Source organism: Streptomyces sp. LS-MS-L19, assembly GCF_058382285.1.
Genome location: NZ_JBYCLL010000001.1, coordinates 8,125,245 through 8,142,536, shown reverse-complemented (window position 1 = coordinate 8,142,536; position 17,292 = coordinate 8,125,245). Strand labels below are relative to the sequence as shown.

Genomic DNA, 17,292 nt, shown 5'->3' with positions numbered 1-17,292 from the left:
CAGCACGCGACGAACGGTCGAACCGGTGGACCAGACCTCTTGCTCCGCCTCAGCCAGGCTTCATACTGTAGACAGTATGGGCTGTGAGTTCACACTCCATGTGCAGGACAATGAGATCGTGAAGGTCGCCACCAGCACGTACAGAACCGGGACTGAGACACATATGGGACGAGTCACGGAACGACGCAAGGTGATCCGCATCCGCGACGGGGCGGTCTCGTCCCGGCCGGACACCCTGGTCGCCGAGGAACCGCTGGAGATCCGGCTGAACGGCAAGCCGCTCGCGATCACCATGCGCACCCCCGGCGACGACTTCGCGCTCGCCGCCGGTTTCCTGGTGAGCGAGGGGGTGCTCGCCGAGCAGGGCGACCTCCAGAACATCGTCTACTGCGCGGGCGCCACCGTCGACGGCTCGAACACGTACAACGTCGTGGACGTGAAGACCGCGCCGGGCGTGGTGATCCCCGACATCACGCTGGAGCGGAACGTCTACACGACCTCCTCCTGCGGCCTGTGCGGCAAGGCGAGCCTCGACGCGGTCCGCACGACGGCCCGCTGGCCGATAGCGGACACCCCCGCGGTCCGCGTGGACCCGGACCTGCTGGCGACCCTGCCCGACCGGTTGCGCGCGGCCCAGCGGGTGTTCGACCGGACCGGGGGGCTGCATGCCGCCGCCCTGTTCACCGAGGACGGCGAACTGGTCGACGTACGGGAGGACGTGGGCCGGCACAACGCGGTCGACAAGCTGGTCGGCCGCGCCCTGCAGAACGGCGACCTGCCGCTGTCCCGCACGATTCTGCTGGTCTCCGGCCGGGCGTCCTTCGAGCTCGCGCAGAAGGCCGTGATGGCCGGCATCCCGGTGCTCGCCGCGGTCTCCGCGCCGTCGTCGCTGGCGGTCGACCTGGCGGCGGAGACGGGACTGACGCTGGTGGGCTTCCTGCGGGGCAGCTCCATGAACGTGTACGCGGGCGAACACCGGCTCGCCCTGCGGGCCACGGCCGCCACGAACTGACCACGTCCACCGCTCAGTCCGTCGTGAAGCGCACCTGATCCACCGTCACCACCGTGCCCAGGCGCGGAAAGTCGAGCCGCGTCGACGCCTCGTGCTCGGCCGCGGTGAAGGCGGCCATGGCGTCCTCGACGAAGACCAGGTCGTAGCCGAGGTCCCCCGCGGCACGGGCCGTCGACTCGACACCGAGGTTGGTGGCGATCCCGCCGAACACCAGCGTGGTGACGCCGAGTTCACGCAGTCGCGCGTCCAAATCGGTGCCCTGGAAGGCGCCGATGGTCCGCTTCACGATCTCGATGTCACCGTCCTGCGCGAGTCCGGCCACGAGTCCGCTGCCGGGCGGTTGGTCGGCGACGCCGGGCCGTTGCACGCGCACCAGCACGACGGGTGCGCCGACCGCCCGGAAGGCGGTCGCCAACTCCTCCGCGGCGGACAGGACTTCGGTGCCCTTGCGGGGTTCCAGGGGCAGCGCGACGATGCGGTCCATCAGGTCGACGAGCACGAGGGCGGTGCGGGCGGGGTCGAGCGCGAGAGGTGCGGTCATGACGGAACGTTATCCGCCGTCAGCCCTCCGTGCCGGAGATCCGTGATCCCCGCCCCGACGCCTCCACGAACATCGCTTCCGAGACCCCGGTGTCCCCGCCTCCGCCCCACCACCCCCCGGCCCCCCATGGACCAGCCGAGCGGCAGCCGCTAACGTCGCGAACCGTGCCCGAGGACGGACGAGTGCGCCGGCGGAGCGGGACCGGTGTCGGCCTGCTGCTGGCGCTGGTGCTGGCGGCCGTCGTGGTGACCGTGCTGCCCGGCCGCGACGACGGCGACGAGGGCGACTGCACCCCGCGCACCATCGGCTCCTGGTCGGCCGACGACCGGCTCACCGCCGAGTTCGCCCGCTACGGCGACGACGCCGGCCGCGGCGACGACTGGACCGGCGGGGACGGGACGCACTCGGTGCGGTTGCCGGACGGCCGCCTGCTGTGGCTGTTCTCCGACACCTACCTCGGCGCGGTGTACGGCCCGCCCAACCCGCTCGGGGAGCCGCACAGCTGGCGGGACACCACCGCCCCGCTGGTGCGCAACTCGGCGGTGCTGATGCGCGACGGCCGCCTGGAGTCCACCCTCCCCGCCCCGCTGTTCCCGGACCCGGCCCCGGACCAGTGGCGCTGGCCGGTCGCGGCCCGCGTCGAGCCCCGCTCCCCCGGCTCCGACGAGCAGGTCGTCCGGGTGCTGCTGTGGGTGCGTACGACGGGCCAGTACCCCTGGATCTACGGCGTGCCGACCGCCACCGAGGTCGCCACGCTGTCCCTGCCCGACCTGCGCGTCGAGTCGATCACGAAGGTCCTGGACGAGCAGCGGGTCGAGGACCCGTCCCGGCGGGTGCTGTTCGGGACCACGCTGGTCGAACAGGGCGAGTGGACGTACGTCTTCGGGGGCGACGACGGCCAGGCCGCGTCCCGGGACGCCTCCTCCGCCTATGTGGCCCGGGTGCCGGTGGGCGGCCTCGCGGAGCCGGGTGCCTGGGAGTACTGGGACGGCTCGGCCTGGACGACGGGCGCCCGGCCCCGCCCGGTGCTCGGGGACGGGCGGCGCACCGGGGTCGGCAGCGCCTTCTCCGTCGTACGGCAGGACGGGACGTACGTGCTGTTCACCATGGCCGCGGGGACGAAGGGACTCGCGGCCGTGACCTCCTACTGGGCGTGTTCCCCCGCCGGTCCCTGGCACGGCCCGGAGGGGGACTTCACCCCGTCCCTGCCGGCGGGCCAGGTCGCCGCCTACAATCCGCAGGCGCATCCGGCGGTGTCCAGGGGCGGCGACGGGCGGCTGGTGCTCAGTTACGACGTCAACTGGCTGGAGACGGCGGGGGCTTCGGCGCAGCTCAACCGGAACGTGTCGCTGTACCGACCGCGGTTCGTGACGCTGCGGCTGGTCCCGCGCCGCTGACGCCCCTGGTCTCCTCGGCGGTGTCCTCCGGGACCGGGTCGTGGGAGCGGCGCTTGGCGATCACCGCGCACACCATCAGCTGCATCTGGTGGAACAGCATCAGCGGCAGCACGGCGAGTGAGGCGTGCGCGCCGAACAGGACGCTGGCCATGGGCAGTCCGGAGGCGAGGGACTTCTTCGAGCCGGCGAACTGGATGGCGATGCGGTCCTCGCGGCCGAAGCGGAGCGCCTTGGCGCCGTACCAGGTCAGGGCGAGCATCAGGGCGAGCAGGACGGCCTCGACGACCAGCAGTCCGCCGAGCCTGAGCGGGCTCACCTGGTGCCAGATGCCCTGGACCATGCCTTCGCTGAACGCGGTGTAGACGACGAGCAGGATCGAGCCGCGGTCGACGAGCCCGAGGACCTTCTTGTGGCGGGTGATGAAGCCGCCGATCCAGCGGCGGGTCAACTGCCCGGCCAGGAACGGCACGAGCAGCTGGAGCACGATCTCCAGGAGCGAGTCGGCCGAGAACCCGCCGCCGCTGCTGCCGAGCAGGGCGGCCGCGAGGAGCGGGGTGACGACGATGCCGACCAGGGAGGAGAAGGAGCCGGCGCAGATCGCGGCGGGCACGTTGCCGCGGGCCATCGAGGTGAAGGCGATCGAGGACTGGATGGTGGAGGGGACCAGGGTGAGGAAGAGCAGGCCCTGGTAGAGCGGGTCCGTCAGGAAGACCGGGACGAGTCCTCGGGCGGCCAGGCCCAGCAGCGGGAAGACCACGAAGGTGCAGGCGAGGACGGTGACGTGCAGCCGCCAGTGCCTGAGGCCGTCCAGGGCCTCGCGGGTGGAGAGGCGGGCGCCGTACAGGAAGAAGAGGAAGGCGATCGCCGCCGTGGAGGCTCCGGAGGCCACGTCCGCCGAGGTCCCTCGCGCCGGTACCAGGGCCGCCAGGCCCACGGTGCCGAGCAGCAACAGGATGTACGGGTCGACCGGCATCCAGGCCGGCCACTTCAGGCGCTTCACGGTGCTCCACTTACTCGTGTTGACGGTGGTACGGACATGCAGGGCACCTCCCCTCAGGACGGGGGGTCCCCCTCCATCGTCCTCCTTCACCTCTTGATCGGGAATCCCGCATACCACTCTGACTGTCATCACGTTTCGCGATAGCCTGACGGGCGTGTACGACCCGTCGCAGTTGCGTACGTTCCTGGCGGTGGCGCAGACGCTGAGCTTCACGCAGGCCGCCCGGCGGCTCGGGGTGCGCCAGTCGACCGTGAGCCAGCACGTCCGGCGTCTGGAGGACGCCGCGGGCCGGCAGCTGTTCAGCCGGGACACCCACTCCGTGGAGCTGACCGAGGACGGCGAGGCGATGCTCGGCTTCGCGCGCCGGATCATGGAGGTGCACGACCAGGCGACGGCGTTCTTCACCGGGACCCGGCTGCGCGGGCGGCTGCGGTTCGGGGCGTCGGAGGACTTCGTGCTGACCCGGCTGCCGGAGATCCTGGAGGGCTTCCGGTACGACCATCCCGAGGTGGACCTGGAGCTGACGGTCGAGCTGTCGGGCACCCTGCACGAGCAACTCGCCGCCGGGAAGCTGGATCTGGTGCTGGCCAAGCGGCGGCCCGAGGACCCGCGCGGTGAACTGGTGTGGCACGACCGGCTGGTGTGGATCGGGGCGGAGCGGCTGCGTCTGGACGCGGAGCGTCCCGTGCCGTTGATCGTCTATCCGCCGCCGGGGATCACCCGGGCGCTCGCCCTGGAGGCACTGGAGCGGCAGGGGCGGGAGTGGCGGATCGTCTGCACCAGCGGAAGCCTGAACGGACTGATCGCGGCGGCCCGGGCGGGACTGGGAGTGATGGCGCACTCCCGCGGGCTGGTGCCGCCCGGGTTGGCGCGGGTGCCGGACCGCTTCGGGCTGCCGGAGCTGGGACAGGTGGACTTCGTACTGGTGCACGGCCGACGCCGCACGCCCGCCCAGAGCGCGGCCGACGCGCTGACCGCGGCGATCCTGGCGGCCGGTGACCGCCTGCACCGACAGTGACCCCACCCACCACCGGAGGCGCTGAACCCACCGCCGCTGCCCCCTACCGCATCGGCGCCGGATAAGTGAGCTGCTTGATCCGTCGCAGGAACACCGTGGTCTCCACGTGCTGCACGCCCTCCAGCCGGCCGAGCGGGCCGCTGAGGTAGGCGTACAGGTCGGCGGTGCTCTCGGCCAGCGCGGTGGCGATGATGTTGCACGGTCCGGTCGCCGCCGACGCGTGGGCGATCGGGGTGTGCCCGGCCAACGCCTCCCCCACGGAGTGCAGCGTGGCCGGTGCCGCGGTGATCCACAGGATCGCGGCCACCGGACGGCCGAGGATCCCCGGGTCGCACTCCGAGTCGACGAACACGGCGCCCGACGCGAGCAGGGCGGTGAGCCGGCGTTTGGCGGCGGACTCGGTGAGGCCCGTGGCCCGCTGCACCTCGGGGTAGGTGGCGCGGCCGTCCCGCTCCAGCGCGGCGAGCAGCGGCCCGTCCTGCGGGGTGATCCGGGCGGGCGCCGGGTCCGGTGCGCGGCGGGGCCGTAGCGCCTCGGTCTCCGCGGCGGTGAGCGCGTCGAGCTTGGAGACCCAGCTCTGCGCGCCGCCGTAGAAGCGGTGCAGCAGCTGGTGGGCGCGGATCTCCACCACGCTGGGGGTGCGCGGGAGCCTGCCGAGCAGGAGGTCGTCGTGGTCCAAGGGGCTTCGCGGCCGGGTCAGGCAGAGGACCTCGGTGCCGCCCGAGGCGAGCCCCACCCAGTAGGTGTCGGAGCGCTTGGCCAGGGCCTCCCCGATGGCCGGTGCGCTGTCCGGGGCGCAGCGCACCCGCAGCATCCACTGGTCCTCGCCGAGCCGGTGGGCGTCCCGCATCAGCACGACCCGCAGCCCGCCCTCGGCGCACAGCCTGCGGTAGCGGCGGGCGACGGTCTGGTCGGAGACGCCGAGCACCGCGGCGATCCGGCTGAAGGAGGCCCGGCCGTCGAGCGCCAGCGCGGACAGCAGACGCAGGTCGAGTCCGTCGAAGCCGGGCGACGTGGTGGGGGATTTCGTCTGCATACGGCCTTCCGGTATCGGATTCCGGCACCTGGGCGCGGTCAGCCGTGCTGATCGGCCGGTCTGCCCCATCGTACGAAGTCATCGGCATCCGTCGTACGAAGAGTGTGAGGAGTTGAGGACATGCGCACATGGGGGCCGCTCACGGCCGTCTGTCTGAGCACGTTCATGTTGTTGCTGGACGTGACGATCGCGGTGGTCGCGCTGCCGGACATGGCGAGGTCGCTGGACGCGTCGCTGAGCGATCTGCAGTGGGTGATGGACGGGTACGCGCTGACGCTGGCCGCGCTGCTGCTCGGCGCGGGCGCCGCGGCCGACATCCTGGGGCGGCGTCGCGTGCACGTGGTGGGGGTCGTGGTGTTCGCGGCGGCCTCGCTGCTGTGCGGGCTGGCGAGCGGTCCGCTGCTGCTGGTCGCCGCGCGCGCGGTCCAGGGGCTCGGGGCGGCCGCGATGCTCGCGACCACGCTGCCGCTGCTGGGCTCCGTCTACCGGGACCGGCGGCGCTCGGTGGCGATCGGCGTGTGGGGCGCGGTCAGCGGCGCCGCGGCCGCGGTGGGCCCGCTGCTCGGCGGGGTGCTGACGGACGGGCCGGGCTGGCGGTGGATCTTCTACGTCAATCTGCCGGTGAGCGTGGCCGCGGTGTGGCTGACGCTGAGGGTCGTACCGGAGTCGCACGGCTCGCGCGAGCGGCGGATCGACTGGGCGGGCACGGCGGCCTTCGCGGCCTTCGCGGGCGGTCTGACCTACGGGGCGGTGCGGGCCGGGCAGCACGGCTGGGGCGAGACGGGCACCCTCCTGGTGCTCGCCGCGGCCCTCCTCGCGCTGGTCGCCTTCGTGGTCGTGGAGTGGCGCGGTGCCGACCCGCTGCTGGATCCGCGGCTGTTCCTGAAGCCGGCGTTCTCCGGAGTGATGGTGGGTGCGCTCGCCTTCAACGCGGCCGCGTTCAGCCTGATGGCGTACGACTCGATCTGGATGCAGACGCTGCTCGGGATGAGTCCGGTGCGCGGCGGGCTGGTCTTCCTGTGGCTGTCGCTGTCGTCGTTCGTGGTGGCGGCCGTCGGCGGGCGGCTGCTGCACGGGGTGCCGGCGCGGATCACCGTCGGGGGCGGTCTGCTGCTGATCGGCACGGGGCAGTTCTGCATGACGGGCCTGGACGCGGGGTCGACGGCGTCCGCGCTGGTGCCGGGGATGGTGCTGCTGGGGGTCGGTACGGGGCTGGTCGCGCCCGGGATCGCGGGCGCCGCGCTGGCCGCCGTACCGCAGGACCGGTCCGGGATGGCCGGGGGCGCCGTCAACGCCTTCCGGCAGCTCGGCTTCGCGCTCGGGATCGCCGGGTACGGCACGGTGGTGACCGCGCGGATGCGGGACACGCTGGCGCCGGACGCGGCCCACGCGCTGGCGGGCGGGGCGGCCGGCGCGCTGCGCGGCGCCCTTTCCGAACACACGCTGCGGACGGCGTTCGCCTCGGGCCTGAACTCCGCGGCCGTGGTCGCGGGACTGACCGCGACGGTCGCCGGGGCGCTGGTGCTGGCCCTGGTCCGGACGGATCGCGCGACACGGATCGGAGTGACGGATTCCGCGCCGGTGACGCTGAGGGAAGAGGGGGCGGCGCCCAGGGCATAACCGTTTCACCAAGATCGCGAGCCGTAGTCGGGTCGTACAGATTCAGTGGAGATTACGGCTCCGAACCTTTCTCAAACCGTCAGTTCTGTGTCCGACCCTTCCCTATGTGAGCGCATTTTCCGGTACTGACCAGGCCATACCTGAGCACCGCTCGGCTTCGGCCCCCCTCCCGCCGTCTGTCCGGGTGGGGTAGCTTTCACGGCGCTGTGCGGAGCGTCACTGAGCGCCAAGGAGAGCGGGGAGCGGGGTTTGCGCGAGTTCACCAACCCTCCGTTGGCGTTGGCACCCCCCGTGGGCGGACTGGCCGACGTCGTCTTCGAGCATGCCCAGAACCATCCCCTGCACATCGCCCTCGGCCGCAAGGACGAAACCGGCCAGTGGCGGGACGTGACGTCCGCGGAGTTCCGGGACGAGGTCATGGCCCTCGCCAAGGGACTGCTCGCCCAGGGCATCCGCTTCGGCGACCGGGTCGCGATCATGTCCCGCACCCGCTACGAGTGGACGCTGTTCGACTTCGCGCTGTGGACGATCGGGGCGCAGGTCGTCCCCGTCTACCCGACCTCCTCCGCCGAGCAGTGTTTCTGGGCGCTGTACGACGCCGAGTGCACGGCCGCGATCGTGGAGCACGAGGACCACGCGATGACGATCGCCACCGTCATCGACCGGCTCCCCCAGCTGCACCGGCTGTGGCAGCTGGACTCCGGCGCGGTGCAGGAGCTGTACGACGCGGGGGCCGCCATCGAGGACGACGTGGTGCACCGGCACCGGCAGGCGGTCACCCCGGACTCGGTCGCCACGATCATCTACACCTCGGGCACCACCGGCCGCCCCAAGGGCTGTGTGATCACCCACGGCAACTTCATGTACGAGGCGGACACCGTCATCGACCGCTGGGAGCCGGTGTTCCACTCGAAGAAGGGCGACGAGGCGGCGACCCTGCTGTTCCTGCCGCTCGCGCACGTCTTCGGGCGGATGGTGCAGGTGGCCGCGATCCGCGGCGGGGTGCGTTTCGGCCACCAGCCGCAGATGAACGCGGCCGCCCTGCTGCCGGACCTCGCCGCATTCAAGCCGACGTTCTTCCTCGGGGTGCCGTACATCTTCGAGAAGGTCTTCAACGCCTCCCGCCGCAAGGCCGAGAAGGAGGGCAAGGCGGGGCCGTTCGAGAAGGCCGTCGACGTGGCCGTGAAGTACGCGGAGGCCATGGAGGCCAAGGCCTGGGGGCTCGGGCCCGGCCCGTCGGCGGGGCTAAGGATGCAGCACCAGCTCTTCGACAAGCTCGTCTACTCCAAGATGCGGGCGGCGATGGGCGGCCGTATCAAGCAGGCCATGACCGGCGGTTCGGCCATGGACCGCAAGCTGGGACTGTTCTTCGCCGGCGCCGGTGTGCACATCTACGAGGGGTACGGCCTCACCGAGTCCACGGCGGCCGCCACCGCCAACCCGCCCGAGCGCACCCGCTACGGCACGGTCGGCCAGCCCATCCCCGGCATGACCGTGCACATCGCGGACGACGGCGAGATCTGGCTGTACGGCAACAACATCTTCCAGGGCTACCTCAACAACGAGAAGGCCACCGACGAGACCCTGCACGACGGCTGGCTCGCCACCGGTGACCTGGGCTCCCTCGACGAGGACGGCTATCTCACCATCACCGGCCGCAAGAAGGAGATCCTCGTGACCTCCGGCGGCAAGAGCGTGTCCCCCGGGGTGCTGGAGGAGCGGGTGCGCGACCATCCGCTGGTCTCGCAGTGCATCGTGGTGGGCAACGACCGGCCCTACGTCGCCGCCCTGGTCACCCTCGACCAGGAGGCCGTCGAGCACTGGCTGGGGATGCGCGACAAGCCGCGGATGTCCCCGGCCCAGCTGGTGCGGGACGCCGACCTGGAGACCGAGGTGCGGCGCGCGGTGGTCGCCGCCAACACCCTGGTCTCGCAGGCCGAGTCGATCCGCACCTTCCGTATCCTCGCGCAGCCCTTCACCGAGGAGCACGGACTGCTGACGCCGTCGCTGAAGCTGAAGCGCAAGGCGATCGAGGCGGCGTACGCGGACGAGGTCGAGGCCCTGTACCGGGCCTGACGGGTCGTCAGGCTGCCGCACTCCGACGACCTGTCAGCGATTGCACTGACGGTCCGGTCAGCTGATCGTCACGCGAAAGATCTTGTCCGCTCCGTCCGCCGCTCCTCCGTTGTTGTCGCAGTTGGTGGTCGACAGCCACAGCTGGTCGGCGCCCGGCACCTTGGTGACCGTGCGCAGCCGGCCGTAGGTGCCCACGTAGTACGCGGTCGGCGTGCCGACGCTCTCGTTGTCCCCGTTGATCGGGATGCGCCACAGCCGTTCCCCGCGCAGGGAGGCCATGTAGACGACGTTGCGCACGATCGCGATGCCGCTCGGCGAGGCCTCCGAGACGTTCCAGGTGGCCTTCGGGTTGGTCATCCCCGCGGTGGAGCAGGTGCCTTCGCAGGTCGGCCAGCCGTAGTTGGCGCCGGGCTTGATCAGGTTGAGTTCGTCCTTGGAGCTGTTGCCGAACTCCGCTTCCCACAGACGGCCGTTGCGGTCGAAGGCGAGACCCTGCGGGTTGCGGTGGCCGAGGCTGTAGACGAGGTTGCCGAACGGGTTGCCCGGGGCCGGTTTCCCGTCCGTCGTCATGCGCAGGATCTTGCCGTTGAGGGAGTTCTTGTCCTGCGCCAGGTCCGGGGTCTGTGCCTCGCCGGTGGAGACGTAGAGGTAGCCGTCGGGGCCGAAGGCGAGGCGGCCGCCGTTGTGGTAGCGGTTCTTCTTGATGCCTTGCAGGAGGACCGTGTAGTCGCTCAGGGCGGTCCCGTCGTACGTCATGCGGACCACGCGGTTGCCCTCGGACGCGGTGTGCATGAAGTAGACGTGGTGGTTGGTCTCCCACTTCGGGTCGACGGCGACGCCGAGCAGTCCGCCCTCGCCGTTGGTGGTGACGGCGTTGGGGACGGTTCCGACCTGCGTCCTCGTGCCGTCCTTGGTCACCTTCCAGACCCGGAAGTCGTCCCGCTCGGTGACCAGTGCGGTCTTGCCGTCGGGCAGCCAGAAGACGCCCCAGGGGATGGTCCAGCCGGAGGAGAGGGTGGCGACGGAGGACGGGACGCCGCCGTCGGTGGCGCAGGCCTTGGTGGTGAAGGTGACCGTGTTGCTCGGCTGGGAGACGTTGCCGGCCGCGTCCCGGGCGACGACGTTCAGGCTGTACGGGCTGTTGCAGGCGAGCCCGGTCAGTGTGGTCGAGGTGCCGGTGACGGACTTGTAGACGGTGGTGTCACTGCGCACGTCGTAGCCGGCGACCGCCCGGTCGTCGGTGGCGGCGCCCCAGCTCAGTGCGGCGCTGTTCGCCGTGACGTCGGCCGCGGACAGGGTGCCGGGTCTGGTCGGCGGGGTGGTGTCGGAGCTGGGCTCGGTGGTGCAGTCGACGACGGGGCTCGCCGGTGAGGTGTTGCCGGCCGCGTCACGGGCGATGACGGTCAGGTTGTAGGTGGTGCCGGGGGTGAGGCCGGTGAGCGTCTTGCTGGTCGAACTGCCGGGCGCCTCACCGATCTTGTTGCCGTGTTCGTAGAGGTCGTACGCCGTCACGCTCACGTTGTCGGTGGCGGCGCCCCAGGCCAGCGTGAGCGCGTTCTCTCCGATCTCGGAGCAACTGGGCTGTCCGGGGCGGCTCGGGGCCTGGGAGTCGGTGGCCGCGTCGACGCCGATGCGGTCCAGGTTGGGGCCTCCGGCGGCGGTGGTGGCGGTCGCGCGGATCTTCGCGGAGCCCGCGGTGAGGGGAAGGTTGACGGTCTTGGTGACCCACGTGTTCCAGTCGGCGGTGGCCGGGAAGGAGACGGCCGGCGACACGACCGTGCCGTTCACGGAGATGTCCATGGGGCGGTCGGTGGTGGTCCCGTTGGCGTAGCGGAAGGTGACGGCCGTGGTGCCCGCGGAGGCCGCGCTCACCGTGAACTCCACGTACGAGCCCTGGACGTTGGTGTAGTCGACGAAGCCGGTGCCCGTGTAACCGGTGTGGTTGGTGGCCACCGTGCCCTGCACGACGGCCGCGTCCTCGGCCTGGTAGTCGGTGGCCGCGAGCGCGCTGCCCTGGCTCAGGCCGGCGAGCGGCAGAGCGAGGGCGGCGGCGAGGCCGTAGGGCAGAAGTCTGCTGTTTTTCACGGATGTTCCCCTCAGCCCGTGTACTGGGTGAAGACCTTGAGGTAGTCGTACGGCTGCTGCGTCACGCCGCTGCACGCGTCGCCGTCGGTGCCCGAGCCGCAGGGGCGGTCGCGGTTGACGGACCAGTAGGTGAGGCGCCCGATGTGGTGCTGCTGGGCGTAGGCGAGCATGGTCTTGAAGTCGGCGACGCGGACACGCTCACCGGAGTCGTCGGTCCTGCCATTCATCGACGACAGGCCGATGTGGGCGTAGGCGGTGGTGTCGCCGTAGCCGTAGGCCGACTTGACGCGGGCCTTGAGGCCTTCCATGGCCTGGGTGGTGAGGGTGCCCATGTTCGTGGTGCCACCGCCGAAGTCGAACGGCATGATGCACCACACGTCGTTCGCCAGGCCCGAGTTCGCCGCCCGCTTGATCATGTCGACGCCGGTGGAGTCGGGGCCGCTGGTCGTGGTGCCGAAGGTGATGACGGTCTTCAGGCCCGGGTCGTTCGCCTTGACCGTCTTCAGCGCGTCGACGACCCGCTGCCGTACGGTCGCGTTGGACCACTCGGTGTTCTCGATGTCGATGTCGAGGGCCTTCAACTGGTAGGCGTTGATCACCTTCTGGTAGGCGCCGGCGAGGGCCGAGGCGCTGGAGCACTTCTCGCCGAGCTTCGCGCCGCTCCAGCCGCCCACGGAGACCATCACGTCCCCGCCGGCCCCTCGGATCGCGTTGATCTTCGCCTGGTCGTCGCCGCCGGTGAGCGGGCGGGAGCCGTCCCACTTCGGGTTGCAGGTGCCGTCGGAGAGGATGAAGGCGAGCGTGAACCACTTGACGCCGGTCGCGGACATCACGGCCGTGGGATTCTGGGGGCTGCCCCAGCCGAGGTACTCGTAGGGAGCGACGGCCATGCCCGGTGAAGCAGCCGCCGCCTTCACGGAGTTGACGGGCTTGACGCGGATGAGCCGGGTCTCGCCCGGGCGCAGGGTCGCGCTGTAGGAGTCCGCGATCACGCCCTTGTGCGCGCCGGACCACAGGTCGGTGACGTCACCGGAGCCGGTGAAGCCGACCTGCGACCAGTCCACGCTCACCGTCGCGTTGCCCGAGGTGCCGGTGTTGAACAGGGCCACGACGTACTGTCCGTCGCTCTCCTTCTTGCTCCAGACCTGCCGGACACCGCTGTTGACGATCCGCTTGGCCGCGACCCCGTCCTGGTCGACGCCGATCAGCCGGTCGTTGGTCAGCATCGCCTTGTCGACGGAGTCGAGGTGGGTGAGGTCGGTGCCGAGCAGCAGCGGCGAGGCCGCCATCGCCCACAGGGTGAAGTGGGAGCGCCGCTGGTCGGCGGTCAGGCCCACCTGGTCGCCGTTGCCGATCTCCAGTGAGTCCAGGTCGTTCCAGCCGCCCGGTCCGGCGTACGGCTGCCAGGAGGCGGCCGAGTCGAAGCGCTTGGAGACGTGGGACCAGTCGGTGAGCGGATAGCCGCTGCCGTTGGAGCCGGGTCCGCAATAGCACTCGACGTCACCCTGGGTGCGCCAACTGTTCGCCAGTTTGCGCCAGGTGGTGGCGTCGGCGATCGGGAGGTTGTTGGAGAGCGCGTAGTTGATCGGCCGTCCGCTCGCGCGCAGTGCCTTGTCCCAGGCCTGGACGTCGGGGATGTCGGCACTGCCCACCCCGTCGATCTTCAGGTAGTCGACACCCCAGGACGCGAACTGTTCGGCCCAGGAGTTGACGAATTCCTGGGAGCCCGGCTTGGAGTAGTCGATGTAGTACATGTTCTTGCAGTTGTAGTTCTTCTCGGTCTTCGAGGTGTCCGCGATGTCCTTGGCGTGGTACGGCGTGCCCTCGATCGGGGTGTTCTTCAGCACGGCGTTCTTCGCGATGCCGGGGGTGACGTAGAAGCCGAACTTCAGGCCCTTGGAGTGGACGTAGTAGGCGAGGGCCTTGATGCCGGAGGGGAACTTGGCGGAGTCGACGGTCCAGCGGCCGTAGGAGTCGACGACGAAGCCGTTGGAGTCGCACTTCTGCCAGAAGTCGTCGAGGTTGACGTACACGAAGCCGTGGTCCTTGAGGCCGTTGGCGACCAGGGCGTCGGCCTGCGCCTTGATCTTCGCCTCGGTGGGCGTGCGGCGCACGAAACTCCAGCTGGACCAGCCCATGGCGGGCCGGACGGACTGCCCGTTGTCGGAGGCGGCCGCCGGATGGGCGCTGCTCATGAGCGGCACCGTCGCGGCGAGGAGCAGGCCGACCACCGTGGCCGTGAGCGATCTGATGCGGATCATGACTGTCCCCCGTTCGCGGGTGTGGCGTACGACGTGCCGATCCACGCCTCGTCGATACGCAGGCGCTTGTAGCGGGTGGTGTCGGTGGCGGCGGCCCAGGTGGTGTCGACCTCCAGGCGGACGTACCGGGCGTTGGCCGCGGTGAGGTCAATGCCCTGGATTCCGCGGCGACTTGGCAGCTGACCGGTCTTGACCGCGCTCCCCCAGGTCGAGCCGTCGTTGCTCAGGTACACCTTGTAGTCCTTGATCCGCGCGGACTGCTCGGTGTCCGAGCGGGCGTAGGCGACGGAGTCCTCGCGCTGGTTGAGGCCGAGGTACTGCACCTTCTTCGCCGAGCCGAGGTCGAAGGTGAGGTTCACCGGCAGCGTCTTGTTGCTGTCCCAGTAGGTGAGGTAGTCGCGGTCACCGGCGGCCTGGCCCGTGTGCCCGCTCGCCGAGGCGCTCGCGCTCACCTTGACGCCGCTGAGAATGCCTTGACGGCCGGCGGTGGTGACCTTGAAGACGGTGTCGTACGGGTCCCAGTCACCCAGGCCGGTCAGGGTGAGTACGCCACCGGACTGGGACCACGAAATCGCCTTGCCGGTACGGAGGTTGGTGACCGAGGCGATGCGGTAGCCGTTGTCCCGCACGCGCAGGGTGCTGGTGCTCGGCGGGGTCAGGACGTGCACGTACTGCCGGTCGGCGTCGGCCTTCGCGATGGTCGTGACGCCGTAGGCGCCGTCGTTCCAGGCGCCGGGTTTGAGGCCGCCGTACAGGTAGCCGCCGCCCTCGGTGCCGTGCAGGGACTCCCAGATGGGGTCGAGGTAGGAGTCGGCGAAGGTGTTGAAGGCGGCCTGGTTGGCCGGGAATGTGCCGTCGACCTGGGCGGTCTCGGCCATCAGCGCCTTCACCGAGGAGCCCGCGTTGGTGATCAGGCGGCCGAGGGTGAGCGCGCGGTCGACGGAGGGGTTCGAGCCGTCGTACCACCACGCGCCGGTGGAGGGCAGCTTGAAGTCGGCCTCGGTGAGGCGGGGTTGGGCGGTGTAGACGGCCTGCGGGTAGTCGTAGGCCGGGGTCATGCCCGTCTTCTGCTCGTTGCTGATCATGTCCATGATCGGCGTGTCTTCGTTGTTGTTGCTGAGCGTGTAGTTCGGACGCTTGTCGTAGATCTGCCGGTAGAGGTCGTGGCTCTCCCAGTAGGAGCTGTCGTTGTCGATCCAGAAGCCGCCGAGTTCGGGATAGCGGTCCATGACCTCGAAGAAGTTGTCGTAACTGAACTGCCCGAAGCCGTCGTTGGTGGTCAGGTCGACGTTCTTGCCCTTGTAGGAGGAGTACGCGGCGGAGTCGAGCCACTCGTGGCCGCCCTCGGCGTGCCATTGGGGGTCGTTGGTCATGTAGAGGATGACCTTCATGCCCTTGGCCTTGGCGGCCGTGATCAGCTCGCCGAGGAAGTCCCTCTTGGTGGAGCAGGAGCCGGGGATCTTGGAGGGCCAGGGTCGGGCGTAGCCCAGGCGGCTGTGGAAGCTGGCGAGGACGAGGTACTGGGTGTGCAGCTTCTGGGCCTCCTTGACCCAGTAGTCGGGTGTCCAGCCCCCGTTCGTGACATCGTTCTCCCAGGCGGTGCAGCTGGTGTGGGCGGGTGCGGTGCGCAGGCCCCAGTGCAGGAAGAGGCCGCCGACGGAGTCGCGCAGGAAGTCCTGGCGGGGGTTCTCCAGGTCGAGCGGCTTCACCGCCGTACTGCCGCAGTCCTGGCTTCCCGAGACCCGCAGGGCGCCCCCGGAGGTGGTGTGGCTGTCCGTCAGGCAGACGCCGGTGGCGTCCTGGAGGCCCACGTCGTACGGGGAGCCGGAGCCCTTCTGCGCGGTGAAGCGGGTGAGCCGGATGCCGTCGGCCGCGTTGGCGATGAACGCGGGCCGGCCGTCGTCCGCGGCGAACTTCACCGAGCTGTCGGTGAACCGGACGTCGTCGGCGTTGTGGAGGTACCAGCCGTAGGCCGGACGGGTGCCGATGGCCTTGGGGTTGTAGTCGTTCGGGTCGTTGGCCGGCACGCCGGTGGACATGGTGCCGCTGCCGCCCGGGACCGTGATGTCGACGTCGGTGAAGGTCACGCCCTTGATGCGGTGGCCGGTCTCGCCCCACAGGGTCGGGCTGAAGGACGGGCTGCTGCCGGTGGCCGTGACGTTGTCGTACGTGATGTCGCTGATCGATCCGACCCCGGGGCTGTTTCCGCACCGCTTTCGCGTACCGATCTTCTGCAGGATCGGCGAGTGCACGTTCGTCATGGTGATGTCGCGGTAGTGGACGTCGGAGATCTTCGCGCCGTCCATCGACACCATGCCGAGGCCGGACTTGTCGGCGCCGTCGATACGGATGTTCTCGAACCGGTAGTCCGAGAAGTCGCCGCAGGTCTCCGAGCCGAACATGAGGGCGTTGCAGCAACGGGCCGACAGGAAGCTGTCGTCGACGCGGACGTGGCCGTTGGGGAGCTTGGCGCCGAGGGCGTAGTCGCTCTTGAAGACCAGGGCGTCGTCGTTGGCCCTGATGGTCGCGTTCGTCACCGTGACGTTCGTCGTGGAGATGATGTTCCAGCCGTCGCGGTCGCTCGCGGTGTCGATGGTCAGGCGGTCCGACGTCACGTTCGTGCAGCCGTTGACGAGCGCCGCGAAGTGGCCGCCGCGGCGGAGGGTGAGGCCGTCGCCGATCGTGAGTCCGTCGCACCGGGTCAGCGAGATGATCTTGTCGGCCTCGCCGGACTTGGGGTTGCCGGTGATCAGGTTGCCCATGCCGTCGATGACGCCCTCGCCGACGAAGCCGATGTCGGTCAGCCGGTCGCCGTGGATCATCGCGTCGCGGAAGTGGCTGTGCCCGTAGTCCTGGTAGGCGTCGTACGGGTTGGACTCGGCCTTGTCGTAGGTGTCGGCGCCGGAGCCCTGAAGAGTGGCGCCCTTGTCGAGCCGGAGCGTCACATGGCTCTTCATGTGGATGGTGTTCTTCGACGTGTAGTCACCGGGCGGGAAGCGGACGACTCCGCCGCCCGCCGCCGAACTCGCCGCGGTGATCGCCTTGTTGACGGCGGGGGTGTCATTGGCGGAGCCGTCTCCCTTGGCGCCGTAGTCGCGTACGTCGAAGACGGCGGCGCCCCGGGACGGGTCCCGCGGGGTGGCCGGGGCCGCAGGGTGGCCGAGTCCGAGGACGAGGGCGACGACGAAGAGGACGATCGCCGCCGCTCGCGCGCGTGGAGCAGTGGTGGGGGGTGTCAAGGTGCCG

11 protein-coding genes are annotated in these 17,292 nt (G+C 70.2%); 5 read left to right on the top strand and 6 right to left on the bottom strand.

Translation table 11 applies throughout. The features are described 5' to 3' along the window. Positions 1 to 163 precede the first annotated feature (163 nt). Complete coding sequence (fdhD, locus tag AC2XR2_RS36290; RefSeq protein ID WP_381304389.1) at positions 164 to 1,012, top strand: formate dehydrogenase accessory sulfurtransferase FdhD; 849 nt, start codon at positions 164 to 166, stop codon at positions 1,010 to 1,012. Between the two features lie 13 nt (positions 1,013 to 1,025). Here the strand turns inward: fdhD and AC2XR2_RS36285 are convergent, their stop codons facing one another. Continuing rightward, the gene (locus AC2XR2_RS36285) at positions 1,026 to 1,553 is read right to left on the bottom strand and encodes an isochorismatase family protein (RefSeq protein ID WP_381304386.1); all 528 of its coding nucleotides are present in this window, start codon (positions 1,551 to 1,553) and stop codon (positions 1,026 to 1,028) included. Positions 1,554 to 1,717: 164 nt separating this feature from the next. On the opposite strand from AC2XR2_RS36285, the gene AC2XR2_RS36280 reads away from it, so the two are divergent. Beyond that, positions 1,718 to 2,950, top strand: a complete 1,233-nt coding sequence (locus tag AC2XR2_RS36280; protein ID WP_491517372.1) for a DUF5005 domain-containing protein — start codon at positions 1,718 to 1,720, stop codon at positions 2,948 to 2,950. Here the strand turns inward: AC2XR2_RS36280 and AC2XR2_RS36275 are convergent. After that, positions 2,886 to 3,923, bottom strand: a complete 1,038-nt coding sequence (locus AC2XR2_RS36275) for a bile acid:sodium symporter family protein (RefSeq protein WP_381304445.1) — start codon at positions 3,921 to 3,923, stop codon at positions 2,886 to 2,888. The two genes, AC2XR2_RS36280 and AC2XR2_RS36275, sit on opposite strands and share 65 nt — an antisense overlap. Positions 3,924 to 4,104: 181 nt before the next feature. On the opposite strand from AC2XR2_RS36275, the gene AC2XR2_RS36270 reads away from it, so the two are divergent. After that, positions 4,105 to 4,968 (top strand): LysR substrate-binding domain-containing protein, encoded by an 864-nt coding sequence (locus AC2XR2_RS36270; protein WP_491517371.1) that lies wholly within the window; start codon positions 4,105 to 4,107, stop codon positions 4,966 to 4,968. A 43-nt stretch (positions 4,969 to 5,011) separates the two neighbouring features. Here AC2XR2_RS36270 and AC2XR2_RS36265 read toward each other — a convergent pair whose 3' ends face one another. Beyond that, on the bottom strand, positions 5,012 to 6,004 hold the full coding sequence (locus AC2XR2_RS36265) for an Lrp/AsnC family transcriptional regulator (protein WP_491517370.1): 993 nt from the start codon (positions 6,002 to 6,004) through the stop codon (positions 5,012 to 5,014). A gap of 120 nt (positions 6,005 to 6,124) precedes the next feature. Between AC2XR2_RS36265 and AC2XR2_RS36260 the strand changes: the two genes are divergently transcribed. Beyond that, positions 6,125 to 7,624, top strand: a complete 1,500-nt coding sequence (locus tag AC2XR2_RS36260; protein ID WP_491517369.1) for an MFS transporter — start codon at positions 6,125 to 6,127, stop codon at positions 7,622 to 7,624. A 249-nt stretch (positions 7,625 to 7,873) separates the two neighbouring features. Beyond that, positions 7,874 to 9,700, top strand: a complete 1,827-nt coding sequence (locus tag AC2XR2_RS36255; protein WP_381304377.1) for an AMP-dependent synthetase/ligase — start codon at positions 7,874 to 7,876, stop codon at positions 9,698 to 9,700. A 57-nt stretch (positions 9,701 to 9,757) separates the two neighbouring features. Here AC2XR2_RS36255 and AC2XR2_RS36250 read toward each other — a convergent pair whose 3' ends face one another. The 3 genes from AC2XR2_RS36250 to AC2XR2_RS36240 are packed head-to-tail and all read right to left on the bottom strand — an operon-like array spanning position 9,758 to position 17,285. Further along, positions 9,758 to 11,785, bottom strand: a complete 2,028-nt coding sequence (locus AC2XR2_RS36250; RefSeq protein WP_491517368.1) for a PQQ-dependent sugar dehydrogenase — start codon at positions 11,783 to 11,785, stop codon at positions 9,758 to 9,760. Between the two features lie 11 nt (positions 11,786 to 11,796). Further along, positions 11,797 to 14,046, bottom strand: a complete 2,250-nt coding sequence (locus tag AC2XR2_RS36245; protein ID WP_491517367.1) for an alpha-galactosidase — start codon at positions 14,044 to 14,046, stop codon at positions 11,797 to 11,799. Next, on the bottom strand, positions 14,043 to 17,285 hold the full coding sequence (locus AC2XR2_RS36240; RefSeq protein WP_491517366.1) for a glycosyl hydrolase family 28 protein: 3,243 nt from the start codon (positions 17,283 to 17,285) through the stop codon (positions 14,043 to 14,045). The genes AC2XR2_RS36245 and AC2XR2_RS36240 overlap by 4 nt, the downstream gene beginning before the upstream one ends. Positions 17,286 to 17,292 lie beyond the last annotated feature (7 nt).